Raw genomic sequence first — 17,278 nt, 5'->3', positions numbered from 1 at the left:
GCTGATGTCCGTATGAATTCGCGTCATGGGGAGTTTTTCTGGCTTTTGGCCATTCCAGGCTTGGAATATACAAATGCCATGAACATTGCGACCCCCATCGACGCCAAATCCCCGAAGTCGGACACCAGGCTGGGCCACACGGCCTGTCCACACGATTGTCCTTCCACCTGCGCGCTGGAGGTCGAACTATCTGAGGACGGCCGCATCGGCCGCGTGCGCGGCGCCAATGATCATTCCTACACCGCGGGCGTCATCTGCGCCAAGGTCGCCCGTTATGCCGAACGTCTTTACCATCCCGAGCGGCTGATGCATCCCTTGCGCCGCAGCGGCGCCAAGGGGGCAGGGGAGTGGCAGCAGATCTCCTGGGACGACGCGCTGGATGAGATTGCCGAAGCCTTCGTCAAGGCCGAGGCACGTGACGGAAGCGAGGCGATCTGGCCCTATTTCTACGCTGGCACCATGGGCTGGGTGCAGCGCGATTCGATCGACCGTCTGCGCCACGCCAAGCGCTATTCCGGTTTCTTCTCGTCGATCTGCACCAATCCGGCCTGGACCGGCTTCACCATGGCGACCGGCGTGCTGCGCGGCCCCGACCCGCGCGAGATGGGCCGCACCAATTGCGTCGTCATCTGGGGCACCAATGCGGTTTCGACCCAGGTCAACGTGATGACCCACGCCATCAAGGCACGCAAGGAGCGCGGCGCCAAGATCGTCGTCATCGACATCTACGACAATCCGACGATGAAGCAGGCCGACATGGCCTTGATCGTCAGGCCCGGCACCGACGCGGCACTGGCCTGCGCCGTCATGCATATCGCCTTCCGCGACGGCTATGCCGACCGAGATTATATGGCGAAATATGCCGATGATCCCGAAGGTCTCGAAGCGCATCTGAAAACCAGGACGCCGCAATGGGCGGCCGATATCACCGGCCTTTCGGCCGAGGAGATCGAGGCCTTCGCCCGCCTCGTGGGCGCGACGAAGAAGACCTTTTTCCGCCTGGGCTACGGTTTCACTCGCCAGCGCAATGGCGCGGTCGCCATGCATGCGGCCGCCTCGGTCGCCACCGTGCTCGGCTCCTGGCAATATGAGGGCGGCGGCGCCTTCCATTCGAACAGCGATATCTTCCGCATGAACAATGCGGAACTGACCGGCCGCTCGATGAAGGATGCCGATATCCGCATGCTCGATCAGTCGCAGATCGGCCGCGTGCTGACCGGCGATCCGGTGGCCCTGCGCCATCGCGGCCCGGTAACGGCAATGCTGATCCAGAACACCAATCCGGCCAACATCGCGCCCGAGCAGCGCCTGGTCAGACGCGGCTTTGCCCGAGACGAGCTGTTCGTCGCCGTGCATGAGCAGTTTATGACCGAGACGGCCGAGATCGCCGATATCGTCATTCCGGCGACGATGTTCGTCGAGCATGACGATATCTACCGGGCCGGCGGCCAGAACCATATTCTGCTCGGGCCGAAGCTGGTCGAGCCGCCGCCAACCGTGCGCACCAATCTCTTCGTCATCGAGGAACTGGCAAAACGCCTCGGCGTCGCCGATCGTCCCGGCTTCGGCTTCACCGCCCGCGAGATGGTCGACCGCGTGCTCGAATCGAGTGGCCTGCCAGGTTACGACTATTTCCTCGAACACAAATGGTTCGATCGTCAGCCGGCTTTCGAGGAGGCGCATTTCCTCAACGGTTTTGCCCATCCCGATGGCAAGTTCCACTTCCGGCCGGACTGGATCAACCAGCCGGCGCCGAACAAGCCGCCGGCGGCGATCGGCGCGCTCGGCCCGCATGGGGAGCTTCCTGTCTTCCCCGATCAGGTCGATGTCATCGAAGTGGCCGATCCCGAGCATCCCTTCCGCTTGGCCACGTCGCCGGCCCGCAACTTCCTCAATTCGAGCTTTTCCGAAACCAGGACGTCGCGTCAGAAGGAAGGTCGTCCCGAGGTCATGATCAATCCTGTTGATGCCGAGGCCAACGGCATTGCGCATGGCGACCTTGTCCGCATTGGCAACCGCCGCGGCGATCTGCGCATCCACGCCCGTATCACCACCGAGGTCAGGCCGGGTGTGCTGATCGCCGAGGGCCTCTGGCCGAACAAGGCGCATGTCGACGGCGAGGGGATCAATGTCCTGACCGGCGCCGATCCGGTCGCGCCTTATGGCGGCGCGGCCGTGCACGACAACAAGGTCTGGCTTCGCAAGGACACGGTATGATGCAGCCGAAATCACGGGTGAAGATCGTCGGCGAGGAAATCCTGTCGAATGGATGGACGCGGCTGAGCAGCTATCTGCTCGACTATATCGACCGCAAGGGCGCGACCCAGCGGCTGAAGCGGGAGGTCTACCACCGCACGCCGGCCGCTTGCATCCTGCTCTATGATCCGAAACGCGATCTCGTCGTCCTCGTGCGCCAGTTCCGTCTCGCCGTCCATCTCAACGGCGATCCCGCCTGGATGATCGAGGTGCCGGCCGGCCTTCTTGACGACGACCATCCCGAACAGGCGATCCGCCGCGAGGCGATGGAGGAGACCGGCTACCGCCTGCGTGAGGCTCGCTTCCTTTTCAAATCCTATCCCTCGCCCGGCGCTATCGCCGAGGTCGTCCATTTCTTCGTTTCTTTCATCGATACCGCCGACCGCATCGCGGAAGGCGGCGGTCTGGCCGAGGAGCATGAGGATATCGAGGTTCTTGAAATTCCGCTGGACGAGGCAACCCGGATGATCGAAACCGGCGAGATCTTCGACACCAAGACGATCGTGCTGCTGCAGTGGGCAGCCTTGAACAGGCACAAAATTCGATAGCGGATGAGGCGGTTGAGCCCATGACGTTTTCCAGGTTGAGATAATAGCGCTTACGATTTCATACGAATGTCATGGAGCGGTTCTATCCGCTGCGGGCTTGCCAATCTCGGATCGGTCAGGAGAAGGCCTATGTGGCTCAGTAATTTCACCCTCGTTCTCCCCGACCAGGTGGTGAGCGAAGGTTCCGTGCGTGTTGAGGATGGCGCTATCGCCGAAATCCGGCCGGAGCCGGTGGTGGCGGCTGCGATTGATGGCGGCGGACGGCTGCTGATGCCGGGATTCGTCGATCTGCACGGTGACATGATCGAGCGCGAGATCGCGCCGCGGCCGAATGCGACCATGCCGATCGATTTCGGCATCCACGAGCTCGACAAGAAACTTGCCGCCGCCGGTGTGACGACGGCCTTTGCCGCTGTCTCCTTCGCCACCGAAAGCGTCTACGGCCATGTCCGCTCGCTGGAGACGACGTCGGCGGTGATCGAGGGCATCAACCGGCTGCGCGACGATCTGCTGATCGACCACCGCGTCCACGCCCGCTATGAAATCACCAATGTTGGCGCAGCGCCTGCGCTCGAGCGCCTGCTGAATGCCGACCAGATCGACATGGTTTCGCTGACCGACCACACGCCGGGGCAGGGACAGTACAACAATCTGCAAAGCTATATCCTCAGCATTTCCGAGCGCCGCGCCATCTCCGAGGAAATGGCCGCCGAGATCGTCGCCAAGCGCATCGCCATGCGCAATAACCCGGACATCGAGGCCAAGCTGAGAGAGATCGTCGCGCTATCGCTGAAGCACAGGCTGTCGCTTGCCTCGCATGACGATGACAGCGTCGAGAAGGTGGCCGAAATGCACGACCTCGGCGTTACCATCAGCGAGTTTCCGGTCACCGCCCCGGCAGCCGAAGAGGCGCGCCGCCGAGGGCTCTGGACGCTGATGGGTGCGCCGAACGCGTTGCGCGGCCAGTCGATGTCGGGCAATCTCAGCGCTCTCGATGCCGGAAGGGCGGGCTTGCTCAGCGTCATCGCTGCCGATTATCACCCGGCCGCATTCGTGCCCGGCATCTTCAAGCTCGCCGACACGGTGGATGGCGGCCTGCCGGCCGCCGTCGCCATGGCGACCGGCAACGCCGCCCGCTCCGCCGGTCTCCTGGACCGGGGCGAAATCGCCATCGGCCAGCGCGCCGATCTGGTGGCGGTCGAGCCGGGCGACATCAACCGCATCCGCGCCACTTTCCGCGCCGGCCGCTTCGTCTACAGCGACGGCACGCTGCATCCGTTGCGGGTGCTGGCGGCTTAAGCGCGATCGCCGATCAGTGAGATGAGCTGAGCTTTGGGCGCAACGCCCGAAGCCTCGGCGCCGATCGCCTTGCCGCCTTGCATCGTCACGCGGCCTTCTGCAAACAGCCGCAGCGCCTGCGGATAGATCTGGTGTTCGACGGTCAGCACCCGTGCGGCAAGGCTTTCGGCTGTGTCGCCGAAAAGTACCGGAACGGCGGCCTGGCCGATCACCGGTCCCTCGTCCATGCCTTCGGTGACGAAATGTACGGTGCAGCCGGCAATGCGCATGCCGGCGTCGATGGCGCGCTGATGGGTGTGCAGGCCGGGGAAGAGCGGCAGCAGGGAAGGGTGGATGTTGAGCATCCGGCCTTCATAACGCTGGATGAAAGTCGGCGTCAGCAGCCGCATATAGCCGGCCAGGCAGAGGATGTCGGGCGAGAGCTCGTCGAGCGCCGAAAAGATCGCCGCCTCGTGCGCATCCTTGCTGGCGTAATCCTTGCGGGGAAAGGCGAAGGTGGCGATGCCCTCGGCCGCTGCCTTGGCAAGCCCGCCGGCCTCCGCCTTGTCGGAGATCACGCCGACGATCTCGGCCGGATAATCGGCGGCCTTCGCAGCCGCGACCAGCGCCATCATGTTGGAGCCGCCACCCGATATGAAGACGACGACGCGTTTGCGCGGCGTGCTCATATGGCAAGCGTACCCTTGTAGACCGTGCCGGCAGCGCCTTCGGCGCGGGCAATCATGCTGCCGAGCGTGACGACCTTTTCGCCTTCGGCCTTGAGCGCGTCCGATACTGCGGCGACATTCTCCTCGGCGACGACGACGATCATGCCGATGCCGCAGTTGAAGGTGCGCAGCATCTCCTTGGCTTCGACGCCGCCCGTCCTGGCGAGCCACGAAAACACCGGCGGTACCTTGACGGCCGCAAGGTCGATCTCGGCCGACAGGTGCTTCGGCAGCACGCGCGGAATATTCTCCGGGAAGCCGCCGCCGGTGATATGGGCGAGCGCCTTCAGCGCACCGGTCTCGCGGATCGCCTTCAACAGCGGTTTTACATAGATGCGGGTCGGCTCGAGCAGGGCTTCGCCGAGCTTCTTACCTTTGGCGAACGGCGCCGGCGCGTCCCAGCCGAGGCCGGACAGTTCCACGATCTTGCGAACCAGCGAGAAGCCGTTGGAATGAATGCCGGAGGAGGCGAGGCCGAGGATCACGTCGCCCTCGGCGATGTCACCGGAAGGGAGCAGCTTGCCGCGTTCGGCAGCGCCGACGGCAAAGCCGGCAAGATCGTAATCGCCGGAGGAATACATGCCCGGCATTTCAGCCGTCTCGCCGCCGATGAGCGCACAGCCGGCCTCGCGGCAGCCGGCGGCAATGCCGCCGACGATCGCAGCACCCTGGTCGGGGTCGAGCTTGCCGGTGGCGAAATAATCGAGGAAGAACAGCGGTTCGGCGCCCTGGACCACCAGATCGTTGACGCACATGGCGACGAGGTCGATGCCGACGGTGTCGTGGTAATCGGCTTCGGTGGCGATCTTCAGTTTGGTGCCGACGCCGTCATTGGCGGCGACGAGCACCGGGTCGGTAAAGCCCGCGGCCTTGAGGTCGAAGAGCCCGCCGAAGCCGCCGATCTCGCCGTCGGCGCCGGGACGGCGCGTCGAGCGTACCGCCGGCTTGATCTTCTCGACAAGGAGATTGCCGGCATCGATATCGACGCCCGCATCGCTGTAGGTCAGGCCGTTTTTCCCAGACTGGCTCATGCTGGTCTCCGATGGCTGTTTTCAGGCGGCCGACACGCCGCGTCATCTGCCGGTCGCAATTGCATGACAGGGCCGTTTATGCAAGCGCTGCATGGGAAAAGCCCCCAATTTCCCGCGTCTTCAGCCGGCATTTTCCGGAATTACCGCGACAGGGTTGACCATCTTTACGCCTGCATCCTATGTGCTGAATGACCGCGTCGGGGAAGACGCGGCGTTTAGCGGCGGCGAGCGATCAGCGGGGAAGCGATGCCACAGCATGTCAGCGGCAACAGTCTCAAGCGCCAGATATTCTTCTGGCTGGCCGTGCTCGTCTTCTTCATCGCCTTTCTTTATGTCTTCAGCTCGATCCTTCTGCCTTTCATCGCCGGTATGGCGATCGCCTATTTCCTCGATCCGGTGGCAGACCGGTTGCAGCGACTTGGCCTCAGCCGCATGATGGCGACGATCGTCATCCTGATCGCCTTTGTCATCACCTTCACGCTGGCGCTGATGATCCTTATTCCCGTGCTCGTCAGCCAGTTCAACGATTTCGCCGAGCGGCTGCCGGGCTATATCAGCCAGCTGCAGCAGTTCATTGACACCTCCAAAAACTCGCTTCTGCCGGAATGGGTCCGGAGCCAGGCCGGCACGATCAAGGATAATTTCTCCGGCATTCTTTCCGAAGGCATGGGCTTCCTGACCGGGCTCTTCGCGCAGATCTGGAATTCCGGCAAGGCGATCGTCGACGTCATCTCGCTGCTCGTCGTCACCCCGGTAGTCGCCTTCTATATCCTGCTCGATTGGGACCGCATGATCGCCAAGGTCGATCAGTGGATTCCGCGCGATTATGTCGCCGATGTCCGCCAGATCGCCAAGGAGATCGATCAGGCGATCGCCGGCTTCATTCGCGGCCAGGGTTCGCTCTGCCTCATCCTCGGCATCTATTATGCCGCAGGCCTCTCGCTCGTCGGCTTGAATTTCGGCCTGCTGATCGGCCTCTTTGCCGGCATGATCAGTTTCATCCCCTATGTCGGCTCGCTGGTCGGCCTCGTTCTTTCCGTCGGGGTGGCGATCGTGCAGTTCTGGCCGGATTATCCCTGGATCGGGCTGGTGCTCGTCGTCTTCTTCAGCGGCCAATTCCTGGAAGGCAACATTCTGCAGCCGAAGCTCGTCGGCTCCAGCGTCGGCCTCCATCCGGTCTGGCTTATGTTTGCGCTGTTTGCCTTCGGCGCGCTCTTCGGCTTCGTCGGGCTTCTGGTCGCGGTGCCGGCAGCCGCCGCCGTCGGCGTCCTTGTTCGTTTCGCGCTTTCGCGCTACCTTCAGAGCGATCTTTATTTTGGCGGGTCGCCGAGTGGCCGCGCTCAGAAGACGAAATCAGTTCCCAATGAATGACGTGAAGAACGCTGATCCGAAGCGCAAGGCCGGAGAGCAGCTGCCGCTGGTCTTTTCGCACGATTCCGCCAGCGGCCGCGACGATCTCCTGATCTCGGAACGTCTTGCCGCCGCCGTGTCGATCGTCGATGCCTGGCCGGCATGGCCATCGCCGGTCGTCGTGCTTGCCGGTCCGGTCGGTTCGGGGAAATCGCATCTCGCCCGCATCTGGCGGGAACTAAGCGGCGCCGTCAGCATTCATCCCGAGCTTGGCTCGGACGCCGCCGTCGCCGCCGCCGCCGGCCCGGTGCTGTTCGAGGATGCCGACCGCCTCGGCTTTGACGACAATGCGCTCTTCCACGTCATCAACAGCGTTCGCGAACATGGCACCAGCCTGTTGATGACCAGCCGCCTCTGGCCGATCTCCTGGCCGGTCTCTCTGCCCGATCTGCGTTCGCGCCTGAAGGCTGCGACGATCGTCGAGATCGGCGAACCCGACGAAGCGCTGCTGTCGCAGGTTATCGTCAAGCTCTTCGCCGACCGGCAGCTTTATATAGATGACAAACTCGTGCTCTATATCGTTAACCGTATGGAGCGATCGCTGAACGCGGCCCAGACGATCGTGGAAAGGCTCGACCGGCTGGCCCTGTCCCGGGGCACGAAGATCACCCGGTCTCTTGCTGCCGAAGTATTGAATGAATTGGGAAATTCGGAACCGGCCGATTGACTGTCACAGTTCCGTCGTGAAACTGATATAATTGCCGTCGCGATTGAAAACGGGGTAGTGGACCATGGATAGCGCAGTCGCAGAACATCAGGAACTCACTCCGGAAACCAACGACAACACCCCACCGCTGGGAGAGCTGCTAACCAGCCCGGAGCGCTTCATCAACCGCGAATTCTCCTGGCTGCAATTCAATCGCCGCGTGCTGGAAGAGACGCTGAATACCGAGCACCCGCTGCTCGAGCGCGTCCGTTTTCTGTCGATCTCGGCCGCCAACCTCGACGAGTTCTTCATGGTGCGCGTCGCCGGTCTCGAGGGCCAGGTGCGCCAGAATATCGCCATCCGCAGCCCCGACGGAAAGACACCGGCCGAACAGCTCGACTCGATCCTGCAGGAGATCGACCATCTGCAGATGGAGCAGCAGGCCTCACTCGCCGTGCTGCAGCAATACCTCGCCAAGGAAGACATCCTGATCGTGCGCCCCGGCGCGCTCAGCGATGCCGACCGCCAGTGGCTGGCCGCCGAATTCGAACAGGCGATTTTTCCGGTCTTGACGCCGCTGTCGATCGACCCGGCCCATCCGTTCCCGTTCATTCCCAATCTCGGCTTCTCGATCGGCCTGCAGCTCGTCAGCAAGAACGGCCGCGAGCCGATGACGGCGCTCCTGCGCCTGCCGCCGGCGCTCGACCGCTTCGTCCGCCTGCCGGATGATGCGAATACGATCCGCTACATCACGCTCGAAGATGTCGCCAACATCTTCATCCACCGGCTCTATCCGGGCTACGAGGTGCAGGGCTCGGGTACTTTCCGCGTCATCCGCGACAGCGATATCGAAGTCGAGGAAGAGGCCGAGGATCTTGTCCGCTTCTTCGAAACGGCGCTGAAGCGGCGGCGCCGCGGCAAGGTCATCCGCATCGAGACCGATTCTGAAATGCCGGCCTCGCTGCGCCAGTTCGTCGTGCACGCACTCAGCATCCCCGACAATCGCGTCGCCGTTCTGCCGGGACTCCTGGCGCTGAACACTCTGTCGGAGATCACCAAGGCGCCGCGCGACGATCTCAGGTTTCAGCCTTACAATGCGCGATTTCCCGAGCGCGTCCGCGAACATGCCGGCGACTGCTTCGCCGCCATCCGCGAGAAGGACATGGTCGTCCATCACCCGTATGAGTCTTTCGACGTGGTCGTCCAGTTTCTTCTCCAGGCTGCGCGCGATCCTGACGTCCTGGCGATAAAGCAGACGCTGTACCGTACCTCGAACGACAGCCCGATCGTGCGTGCGCTGATCGACGCCGCCGAAGCCGGCAAATCGGTGACGGCGCTGGTCGAGCTCAAGGCTCGCTTCGACGAAGAGGCGAACATCCGCTGGGCGCGCGACCTCGAACGCGCCGGTGTGCAGGTCGTCTTCGGCTTCATTGAGCTCAAGACCCACGCCAAGATGTCGATGGTCGTCCGCCGTGAGGAGGGCAAGCTCAGGACCTATTGCCACCTCGGGACCGGCAACTACCACCCGATCACCGCCAAGATCTATACGGATCTCTCCTATTTCACCTGCAATCCCGTTATCGCCCACGACATGGCGAACATCTTCAACTTCATCACCGGCTATGGCGAGCCGGAACAGGGTATGCAGCTGGCGATTTCGCCCTACACGATGCGCCCGCGCATCCTGCGCCACATCGAGGAAGAGATCCTGCATGCCCGCAACGGCGCGCCGGCGGCGATCTGGATGAAGATGAATTCGCTTGTCGATCCCGATATCATCGACGCGCTCTATCGCGCCAGCCACGCCGGCGTGGAGATCGATCTCGTCGTGCGCGGCATCTGCTGCCTGCGTCCGCAGGTGCCCGGTCTCTCGGAGAAGATCCGCGTCAAGTCGATCGTCGGCCGCTTCCTCGAGCACAGCCGCATCTTCTGCTTCGGCAATGGCCACGGCCTGCCGTCCGACAAGGCGCTGGTCTACATCGGTTCGGCCGACATGATGCCGAGAAATCTCGACCGCCGCGTTGAAACGATGGTCCCGCTGACGAATCCGACCGTTCACGAGCAAGTCTTGTCACAGATTATGCTCGGCAACGTGATTGACAATCAACAAAGCTACGAGATATTGCCCGACGGTACGTCGCGCCGCATGGAAGTGCGCAGGGGCGAGGAACCGTTCAATGCGCAGCAGTATTTCATGACCAATCCGAGCCTTTCGGGCCGTGGTGAAGCTTTGAAGTCCAGCGCGCCGAAGCTCATCGCCGGCCTGCTCGAAGGCCGCAACAACAAGTAATACTGGACCTAAATGGTTGAATCTGAAGCCCAGGGGCGCCTTCCGGGGATCGCTCCGGTCTCCGTTGTCGACATCGGATCGAATTCCATCCGTCTCGTCGTCTACGAGGGCCTGTCCCGCTCGCCGACCATCCTTTTCAACGAAAAGGTCCTCTGCGGCCTCGGCAAGGGCATAGCCGTCACCGGCAAGATGAATGAAGAGAGCGTCATCAGGGCTCTGGCGGCGCTGCACCGTTTCAAGGCCCTGTCCGATCAGGCGCGCGCCGCCACCATGTATGTGCTGGCGACGGCCGCGGCGCGCGAGGCGAGCAACGGTCCCGATTTCATCCATCAGGCGGAAACCATCCTCGGCCGCAAGGTTCGCGTGCTGTCGGGCGAGGAAGAGGCGAAATTCGCCTCGCTCGGCATCATCAGCGGCTTCTACGATCCAGACGGTATCGCCGGCGACCTCGGCGGCGGCTCGCTGGAGCTGATCGACATCAAGGGCAAGGAAGTGGGCAAGGGCATCACACTGCCACTCGGCGGCCTGCGCCTGTCGGAATATGCCGGCGGTTCGCTTTCCAAGGCTAGAGCCTTCGCCCGCAAGCAGGTGAAGACGGCAAAGCTCTTGTCGAAAGGCGAGGGGCGCACCTTCTACGCCGTCGGCGGCACCTGGCGAAACATCGCTAAGCTGCACATGGAAATCACCCATTATCCGCTGCACATGATGCAGGGGTATGAGGTCTCGCTCGAGGCGATGATGCTGTTCCTCGAACAGGTGGTGACCGCACGCGATTCCAGAGAGCCGGCGCTGCAAGCCGTGTCCAAGCACCGCCGGTCGCTGCTGCCCTTCGGCGCCGTCGCCATGAAGGAAGTGCTGAGCGCGATGAGGCCGTCGATGATTTCCTTCTCGGCGCAGGGCGTGCGCGAGGGGTATCTCTACTCGCTGCTGTCTGAGGGTGAGCGACGCCTCGATCCGCTGCTGGCCGCCGCCGGTGAATTGGCGATCCTGCGTGCCCGTTCGCCCGAGCATGCCCGCGAACTGGCGGAATGGACCGGCCGGATGATGCCCTTCTTCGACGTCCAGGAAACCGAAGAGGAAAGCCGCTATCGTCAGGCCGCCTGTCTGCTAGCCGATATCAGCTGGCGCGCCCACCCTGATTATCGTGGCCTGCAGGCACTGAACGTCATCGCCCACTCTTCCTTCGTCGGCATCAGCCATCCCGGCCGTGCCTTCATCGCACTGACCAATTATTACCGTTTCGAGGGGCTGCACGACGACGGCGCCACCGGCCCGCTTGCGCAGATCGCCACGCCACCCTTCATCGAGCGCGCCAAGCTGCTCGGCGGCATGCTCCGCGTCGTCTACCTCTTCTCGGCCTCGATGCCGGGCATCGTCAAGAACCTGACCTTCCGCAAATCATCGAACCCGGACTTCGACCTCGAATTCGTCGTTCCCTCCGAATACCGCGATTTCGCCGGCGAACGCCTGGACGGCCGCCTGCAGCAGCTGTCGCGGCTGACGAATAAGAGGCTGGCGTTTCGGTTCGAATAGGGCAGAGATTTTTAAGGCGGGCCGTTGTTGACGGCGCCATCCCTCCACTCTCCCTCATTCCTGTGCTCGTCACAGGAATCCAGCCACCGCGCGTCCGCGCGGTGAATGACTCACTTGCCTTTAAAGAGTCTCCCGCGCTCAAGGACTTGAGCGCACTGGATTCCTGTGACGAGCACAGGAATGAGGGAGGAAGTGGGTGCGTAAACCAAAGAAAAAGGCGGCACTTCCGCACCGCCCCTCCATCTCACATCAAACCCGAATTACTTCGCGTTCAAAAACTTACCAACCTCAAGCAGGCTGAACTCGTTATTATCCGCCTTGTCGACGGCGCGGCCGGCTGAGAAGGGCAGGTTGTTGTCGTTGCCGATGATGATGTGGGTGGCGTCGACGCGATCGACGTTTTCGATCGTCACGAACGGCATGTCGTAGACGCCGTCCTTGGCTCCGGCCTTCTTCTTGTTGTCGGGGTCCTGGATGTTCAAGAGGTCGATATAGCCGATCTTGCGGACGGCCTTGCCGGCATTGGCGTCGTTGAACTCGATCTTGTAGACGCGCTTCAGCTCGGCAGGCGCCTCGAAGCAATCCGGCTTCGGCTGCTTCGGATCGGCGCAGGCCTTGTCCTTGGTGCCGGCGCCGCTGTCGCGCTCGATGACGAGAGCGGTCGTATCGTCGAGCATGTTGAAGTCGCCAATCGACACGCCCTTGTCATCGAACGGATAGAGCCAACTGCGGCCGGTCCACTTCTTGGCGGCGACGTCGAATTCGATAATGCGGATGGCGGTGTGGCCGTCGGCCGTTTCCATCGTGCCGTCATCCTTGTAAATGGCGCCTTCGAGCAGGCCGTAGAGCTTGGCGCCGTCCTTCGACATGGCAAGGCCTTCGAAGCCGCCGGAGCGCTTCAGATTGAAGACCGGCATCTTCGCGGCCGGATTGCCCGGCAGCTGAATCAGCGGATTGTCGGGCGACAGCACCGGCTTGCCGTCGAGTGTGGTCGCAATGACATCGGTCAGGCGGCCCGCCGTATCAAATTTCAGGATATAGGGGCCGAACTCGTCGCCGAGCCAGAAACCATCGGCAACCGGCTGGATCGATTCGATGTCGAAGTCGGCGCCGGTGAGGTAGCGCGTGTCGGTGCCTTCGAGCATGATCGGGAACGGAGCGATCTTGTTCGGATCGGAGAGGAAGAGGTTCTTGACGACTTCGGCCTTGTTGGCGGCCCAGTCGAACTTCATCTCATGCAGGAACAGCATGGAGTCGGAAGAATTGGCCTTGGAGCCGAAGCCGTTGTCGGAGAGCGTCCAGAAGGTGCCGTCGGCCATGGTCTTGATGCCCGAGAAACCCTGGATCGGCTGGCCGTCGAACGGAAGCTTCAGGTCAGTCACACGTGCGCCGTCCTTGCCGGGAACGGTGCCGAGCGCTTCGGCGCGCCTGCGGTCCGGCGTCGTGAACTTGCCGGAATGCTTGAGGAAATCGGAGGCGTCGGCCGGAGCCGCAACCATGGTGTTGGCAGGCAGGATCGCCTGGCCGGCGAGCTTGGACGGGAATTGTTGCCGATCGGCCGAAACGGGACCGGCAATTAGAATGAAAAGCGATACGGAAGCAAAAAGGACGTTCTTCATAATATCCCCATGGAACGGATGCGAATGGCTTCCGCTTAGCAGGGCTTCCGTGTCAGCGAATTGACGGTTGGGTGAAGCTTTGGTGACTGGTGATAAGAGCGTTGCTCAGCCGTGCAAAACGACCGCGGGCGTGTTGAGCACGGTCACCGCCCGCGAGGAAAGCGCCATGACGCCGAGCGCCTGGCCGCGTCCCTTGACGGCATGGATGCCGAGATCGTCGCAGGAGATGTCGTCGGGAAAGGTCATGCGCCGGGCAAGCTCCGCGGAGATCAGCACCTGCCGGTTCAGGCTGCGGCAGAGCGTCTCCAGCCGGGCGGTCGTATTAACCGTATCGCCGAAATAGCTGATCTTGTGGTGATCGACGCCGACTTCTGCGGTGATGATCTCGCCGCCATGAAGAGCGGCGCGAAGCTTCGGCACCTGTCCGTAATTTTTCCGCCAGCCGGCGGCATTGGCTTCGATATCGGCAATGATATCGAAGATGCAGCGCACGCAGCGCGCATCCTTGACGCCGCGGGCAAGCGGCCAGGTAATGATCGCCGCATCGCCGACATAGTCGTTGATCATGCCCTTGTGGCGCCGCACCGGCTCGGCGAAGGTCGCAAACAGCGAGCTCAGCAGTTGCTGCGCACGGAGGTCGCCGTGCTTTTCGGCAAAAGCCGTCGAATCGACGAGATCGATGAACAGAAAGACACGCTCTTCCTTGACCGGATTGCGATAGCGGCTGATGAGCATGCTGATGAATACTTCGCGACCGAGCAGCTCCCGCACGCGCAGGATGAAGATCAGCGCCGAGCAGACGGCAAGCGCATAGAGGAAGACGTCGAACGGCATGATGATGAGATCGAGGAGCGACGACGGCTTCAGCACGCCGAGCGAGCGAAGCAACAGGCCGGCGAAGGCGAAACCGATGCTCATCAGGATTTCGTAGATCACCAGTTCGGTGATGATGAAGGCGAAGGTCGGCAGCTTCTGGACGCGCCGGTAGAGCCCGCGGAACAGCACCTTGCGCTCGAAGGCGATGATCGGCATGCCGATGAACAGCGCGAAGATCGCCCCGATGACCGGCGTCTGATCGGAGTAGAACATCGAATCATAGACGACGCCGCTCACCGCGAGGACGAGGACGATCAGGATCCAGTTCTGCGTCGGAGATATTTCCCGCATGCCGCCCCTTCGCTTCGCAGTTTCACCCGGCCATTGTTTCAGCTGGGAAAACAGCGTCAAGCGAATTCGATTTGGTGTCAGAGCGCGACGGTTTCAACCTTCCGGCCCGCGAATCGCAGTCCGATCTGGCCCTGGATCAGCTGCAGCGCCGGCTCGCCGAAAAGATCGCGCCGCCAGCCGTGCAGAGCAGCGACGTCAGCCTTCTCGCCATCAGCGGCGATCTTGTCGAGATCCTCGCTGTTGGCGATCACCTTCGGCGCGACGCCGTGTTTTTCCGAGATCAGCTTCAACAGCACCTTCAACAGCTCGACTGCGGCAGCTGCGCCCTCCGGCGCCTGCGTCTGCCGCGGCACATGCGGCATATCTGCCTTCGGAAGAGCGAGTGCCGCATTGACGGCTTCGACGACGGCCGTGCCGGAGGCGGAGCGCTCCCAGCCCTTCGGAATGGTGCGCAATCGGCCGAGCGCTTCGGCATCCTTGGGCTGCTGCTGGGCGATCTCATAGATCGCGTCGTCCTTCAATACGCGCGAACGTGGCACGTTACGCGCCCGCGCCTCGCGCTCGCGCCAGGCGGCGACATATTTCAGGATCGCCAGCTCCTGCGGCTTGCGCAGTCGCATCTTCAGCCGCTGCCAGGCGTCATCAGGATGCATGTCGTAGGTTTCGCGGGCCTCGAGAATGTCCATTTCCTCGCGGAGCCACGACGTGCGGCCTTCGCGGTCGAGCTGTGAACTCAGCGACAGATAGACGTCGCGCAGGTGGGTGACGTCGGCCAGCGCATATTCCAGCTGCTTTTCGGAAAGTGGCCGGCGGCTCCAGTCGGTGAAGCGCGACGACTTGTCGATGTGGACGTTCTTGATGCGGCTGACCAGCTGATCGTAGGAGACGCTGTCGCCGAAGCCGCAGACCATGGCGGCGACCTGAGTGTCGAAGATCGGATGTGGAATGAGATTGCCGCGATTGAAGATGATTTCGATGTCCTGGCGTGCCGCATGAAAGACCTTCAGCACCTTCGTATCGGCCATCAGCTCGAAGAAGGGGGCGAGGTCGATGCCCTTGGCCAGCGGATCGACGAGAACCTCCAGTGTCGGGCTTGCCATCTGGATCAGGCAGAGTTCCGGCCAGAAGGTCGTCTCACGCAGGAATTCGGTGTCGATGGTAATGAAGTCGGACTTGGCCAGCTCTTTGCAGGCGGCCGCCAAATCGGCGGTGGTTTCGATCATATCAATTCATTCGCAAGGAAAAGGTCGGTTGAACCTTCCTTCTCCTTTCGCTTCGATATGTCAATACAACAGCATAAGCTTCGCGCATTGCTGGCGAAGAATCACGTCCAAACTGAGGCAAGCAAATGCTTCAGCTCACTCTGACATAGCTGGTCATGCCGGTCTTCTGATGTTCGATGATGTGGCAATGCAGCACCCAGTCGCCGGGATTGTCGGCGACGAGGGCCAGTTGCACCTTCTCGTCCGGCTGGACGAGGTAGGTGTCGGAGACGAGCGGCATCACCTCCCGCGTCGAGGAAGAGATTACCGTGAAGCTCATTCCGTGCAGATGGATCGGATGGGCGTGCGGCGTGGTGTTCTCCAGATTGAAGACATAGCTCTTGCCGAGCTTCAGTTCCGCTAGCGGCGCCGTCGGGTCGGGGGTGTCGCCGGCCCAAGGCACCTTGTTGATTGCCCAGAAACTGTAGCCGAGCGTGCCGCAGATACTCTCGACAGAGGCATTTTCCGCAGTGGCGCTCAGCACCAGTGGGATCTCTTCGGCAGCGGAAAGATCGGCCTTCGGGACAGGGTTTTCGACAAGCGGGCCGAGATCGCCGACATTGCGTTTGAGCGATTGTCCGACGGCGCGGAGACTGGCGATCGTCTTCGGCGTCGTGCCGCGGATGTCCTCGAGCGTCGCGACGGCGCCTTCGCCGTCCGGCATGCGCACGGCAAGGTCGAGCCGCTGTCCGGGCCCGATCTGCAGGAGCTCGAGGGGAAAGCGTTTCGGCACCGGATTGCCGTCGATGGCGATGACGCTCGCATCGGCGCCCGCCATTTTCAGCGAGAAAATGCGCGTCACGTCGGTGATGGCGATGCGCAGCCGCACCAGTCCCCCGGCCGGCGCATCATATTGCGGCTCCTGAAGCCAGTTGGCGGTGCGCACCGTGCCGTAGGTGCCGCCCTTGGCGGCGTCGCGCGGCCGGAAGGGGGCGATGAACTGTCCGTCGCCGCCAAGCCGCCAGTCGCGCAGGTTCAGCAGCACCTCGGCATCGAAATCGGGATCGGCCGGGTCCTCGACCACGAGCATGCCGGTCATGCCGTGTCCCAACTGCGTCAGCGTGTTGCAGTGCGGGTGATACCAGAAGGTGCCGGCATCGGGTGGCGTAAAAGCATAATCGAAACTGTCGCCGGTGTAGATATAGGGTTGCGTCACGAAGGGCACGCCGTCCATGCGGTTGTCGATCCGCAGCCCATGCCAGTGGATCGTCGTCGGCTCGTCCAGCTGGTTGTTCAGCCGTGCCGCGTAGGGCCGTCCTTTAGTCATCCTCAGAACCGGCGGCATGCCGTCATGGCCCCAGCTCATGACATCCCGGGTCGGTACCCCCCCGGTCAGCATGGCCTCGATCTTCACAGCGGTCAGCAGCTGCGGCGCCGGTGCGGCCGCAGCAAGCCCGAATTTGCCGGCAATGCCCATGCCGACGCCGTAGGCGCCCGCGACGGCGGATGCCTTGAGAAGGTTGCGGCGGGTCAGCAAAGGCATGCATGGCTCCACGATGAAAATGCACCT

At 62.3% G+C, this 17,278-nt stretch carries 13 protein-coding genes; 7 read left to right on the top strand and 6 right to left on the bottom strand.

The annotated features are described in order from the left end of the window. Positions 1–12: 12 nt before the first annotated feature. From GGI60_RS09290 to GGI60_RS09280, 3 genes are all read left to right on the top strand, one after another. Positions 13–2,217, top strand: a complete 2,205-nt coding sequence (locus tag GGI60_RS09290) for a molybdopterin-dependent oxidoreductase (protein ID WP_183915022.1) — start codon at positions 13–15, stop codon at positions 2,215–2,217. Next, a complete protein-coding gene (locus tag GGI60_RS09285; RefSeq protein WP_183915020.1) occupies positions 2,214–2,804 on the top strand; it encodes an NUDIX domain-containing protein in 591 nt (196 codons plus the stop codon). The genes GGI60_RS09290 and GGI60_RS09285 overlap by 4 nt, the downstream gene beginning before the upstream one ends. A 129-nt stretch (positions 2,805–2,933) precedes the next feature. Continuing rightward, positions 2,934–4,103 carry an alpha-D-ribose 1-methylphosphonate 5-triphosphate diphosphatase gene (locus tag GGI60_RS09280; RefSeq protein ID WP_183915018.1) on the top strand — a complete coding sequence of 390 codons (1,170 nt, stop codon included), beginning with the start codon at positions 2,934–2,936 and terminating at the stop codon, positions 4,101–4,103. Here the strand turns inward: GGI60_RS09280 and purN are convergent. Both purN and purM read right to left on the bottom strand, forming a co-directional pair. Beyond that, the gene (gene purN, locus GGI60_RS09275) at positions 4,100–4,771 is read right to left on the bottom strand and encodes a phosphoribosylglycinamide formyltransferase (protein WP_183915016.1); all 672 of its coding nucleotides are present in this window, start codon (positions 4,769–4,771) and stop codon (positions 4,100–4,102) included. The two genes, GGI60_RS09280 and purN, sit on opposite strands and share 4 nt — an antisense overlap. Further along, complete coding sequence (gene purM, locus GGI60_RS09270) at positions 4,768–5,841, bottom strand: phosphoribosylformylglycinamidine cyclo-ligase (RefSeq protein WP_183934455.1); 1,074 nt, start codon at positions 5,839–5,841, stop codon at positions 4,768–4,770. Before purM ends, purN begins: the two co-directional genes overlap by 4 nt. A gap of 246 nt (positions 5,842–6,087) precedes the next feature. Here purM and GGI60_RS09265 point away from each other — a divergent pair, with 246 nt between their 5' ends. The 4 genes from GGI60_RS09265 to ppx all read left to right on the top strand — a co-directional run bounded on the left by GGI60_RS09265 (position 6,088) and on the right by ppx (position 11,720). Further along, the gene (locus GGI60_RS09265) at positions 6,088–7,212 is read left to right on the top strand and encodes an AI-2E family transporter (RefSeq protein WP_183915014.1); all 1,125 of its coding nucleotides are present in this window, start codon (positions 6,088–6,090) and stop codon (positions 7,210–7,212) included. Further along, positions 7,205–7,918 carry a DnaA regulatory inactivator HdaA gene (hdaA, locus tag GGI60_RS09260; RefSeq protein WP_183915012.1) on the top strand — a complete coding sequence of 238 codons (714 nt, stop codon included), beginning with the start codon at positions 7,205–7,207 and terminating at the stop codon, positions 7,916–7,918. Before GGI60_RS09265 ends, hdaA begins: the two co-directional genes overlap by 8 nt. Before the next feature lie 64 nt (positions 7,919–7,982). Next, complete coding sequence (locus tag GGI60_RS09255) at positions 7,983–10,187, top strand: RNA degradosome polyphosphate kinase (protein WP_183915010.1); 2,205 nt, start codon at positions 7,983–7,985, stop codon at positions 10,185–10,187. Between the two features lie 12 nt (positions 10,188–10,199). Continuing rightward, positions 10,200–11,720: an exopolyphosphatase gene (ppx, locus tag GGI60_RS09250; protein WP_183915008.1), complete on the top strand. Its 1,521-nt coding sequence runs from the start codon at positions 10,200–10,202 to the stop codon at positions 11,718–11,720. Positions 11,721–11,980: 260 nt separating this feature from the next. Here ppx and GGI60_RS09245 read toward each other — a convergent pair whose 3' ends face one another. The 4 genes from GGI60_RS09245 to GGI60_RS09230 form a co-directional block, all read right to left on the bottom strand. Continuing rightward, complete coding sequence (locus tag GGI60_RS09245) at positions 11,981–13,339, bottom strand: esterase-like activity of phytase family protein (RefSeq protein WP_183915006.1); 1,359 nt, start codon at positions 13,337–13,339, stop codon at positions 11,981–11,983. A 105-nt stretch (positions 13,340–13,444) separates the two neighbouring features. After that, complete coding sequence (locus GGI60_RS09240) at positions 13,445–14,506, bottom strand: adenylate/guanylate cyclase domain-containing protein (RefSeq protein WP_183914986.1); 1,062 nt, start codon at positions 14,504–14,506, stop codon at positions 13,445–13,447. Between the two features lie 77 nt (positions 14,507–14,583). Next, a complete protein-coding gene (rnd, locus tag GGI60_RS09235) occupies positions 14,584–15,729 on the bottom strand; it encodes a ribonuclease D (protein ID WP_183914984.1) in 1,146 nt (381 codons plus the stop codon). A 130-nt stretch (positions 15,730–15,859) separates the two neighbouring features. After that, a complete protein-coding gene (locus GGI60_RS09230) occupies positions 15,860–17,251 on the bottom strand; it encodes a multicopper oxidase family protein (protein ID WP_183914982.1) in 1,392 nt (463 codons plus the stop codon). Positions 17,252–17,278 lie beyond the last annotated feature (27 nt).

The organism is Rhizobium lentis, from assembly GCF_014200175.1.
Lineage (GTDB): Bacteria > Pseudomonadota > Alphaproteobacteria > Rhizobiales > Rhizobiaceae > Rhizobium > Rhizobium mulingense.
Note: the sequence above shows the minus strand (reverse complement) of the source record. Positions and strands in the feature narration are given on the sequence as shown.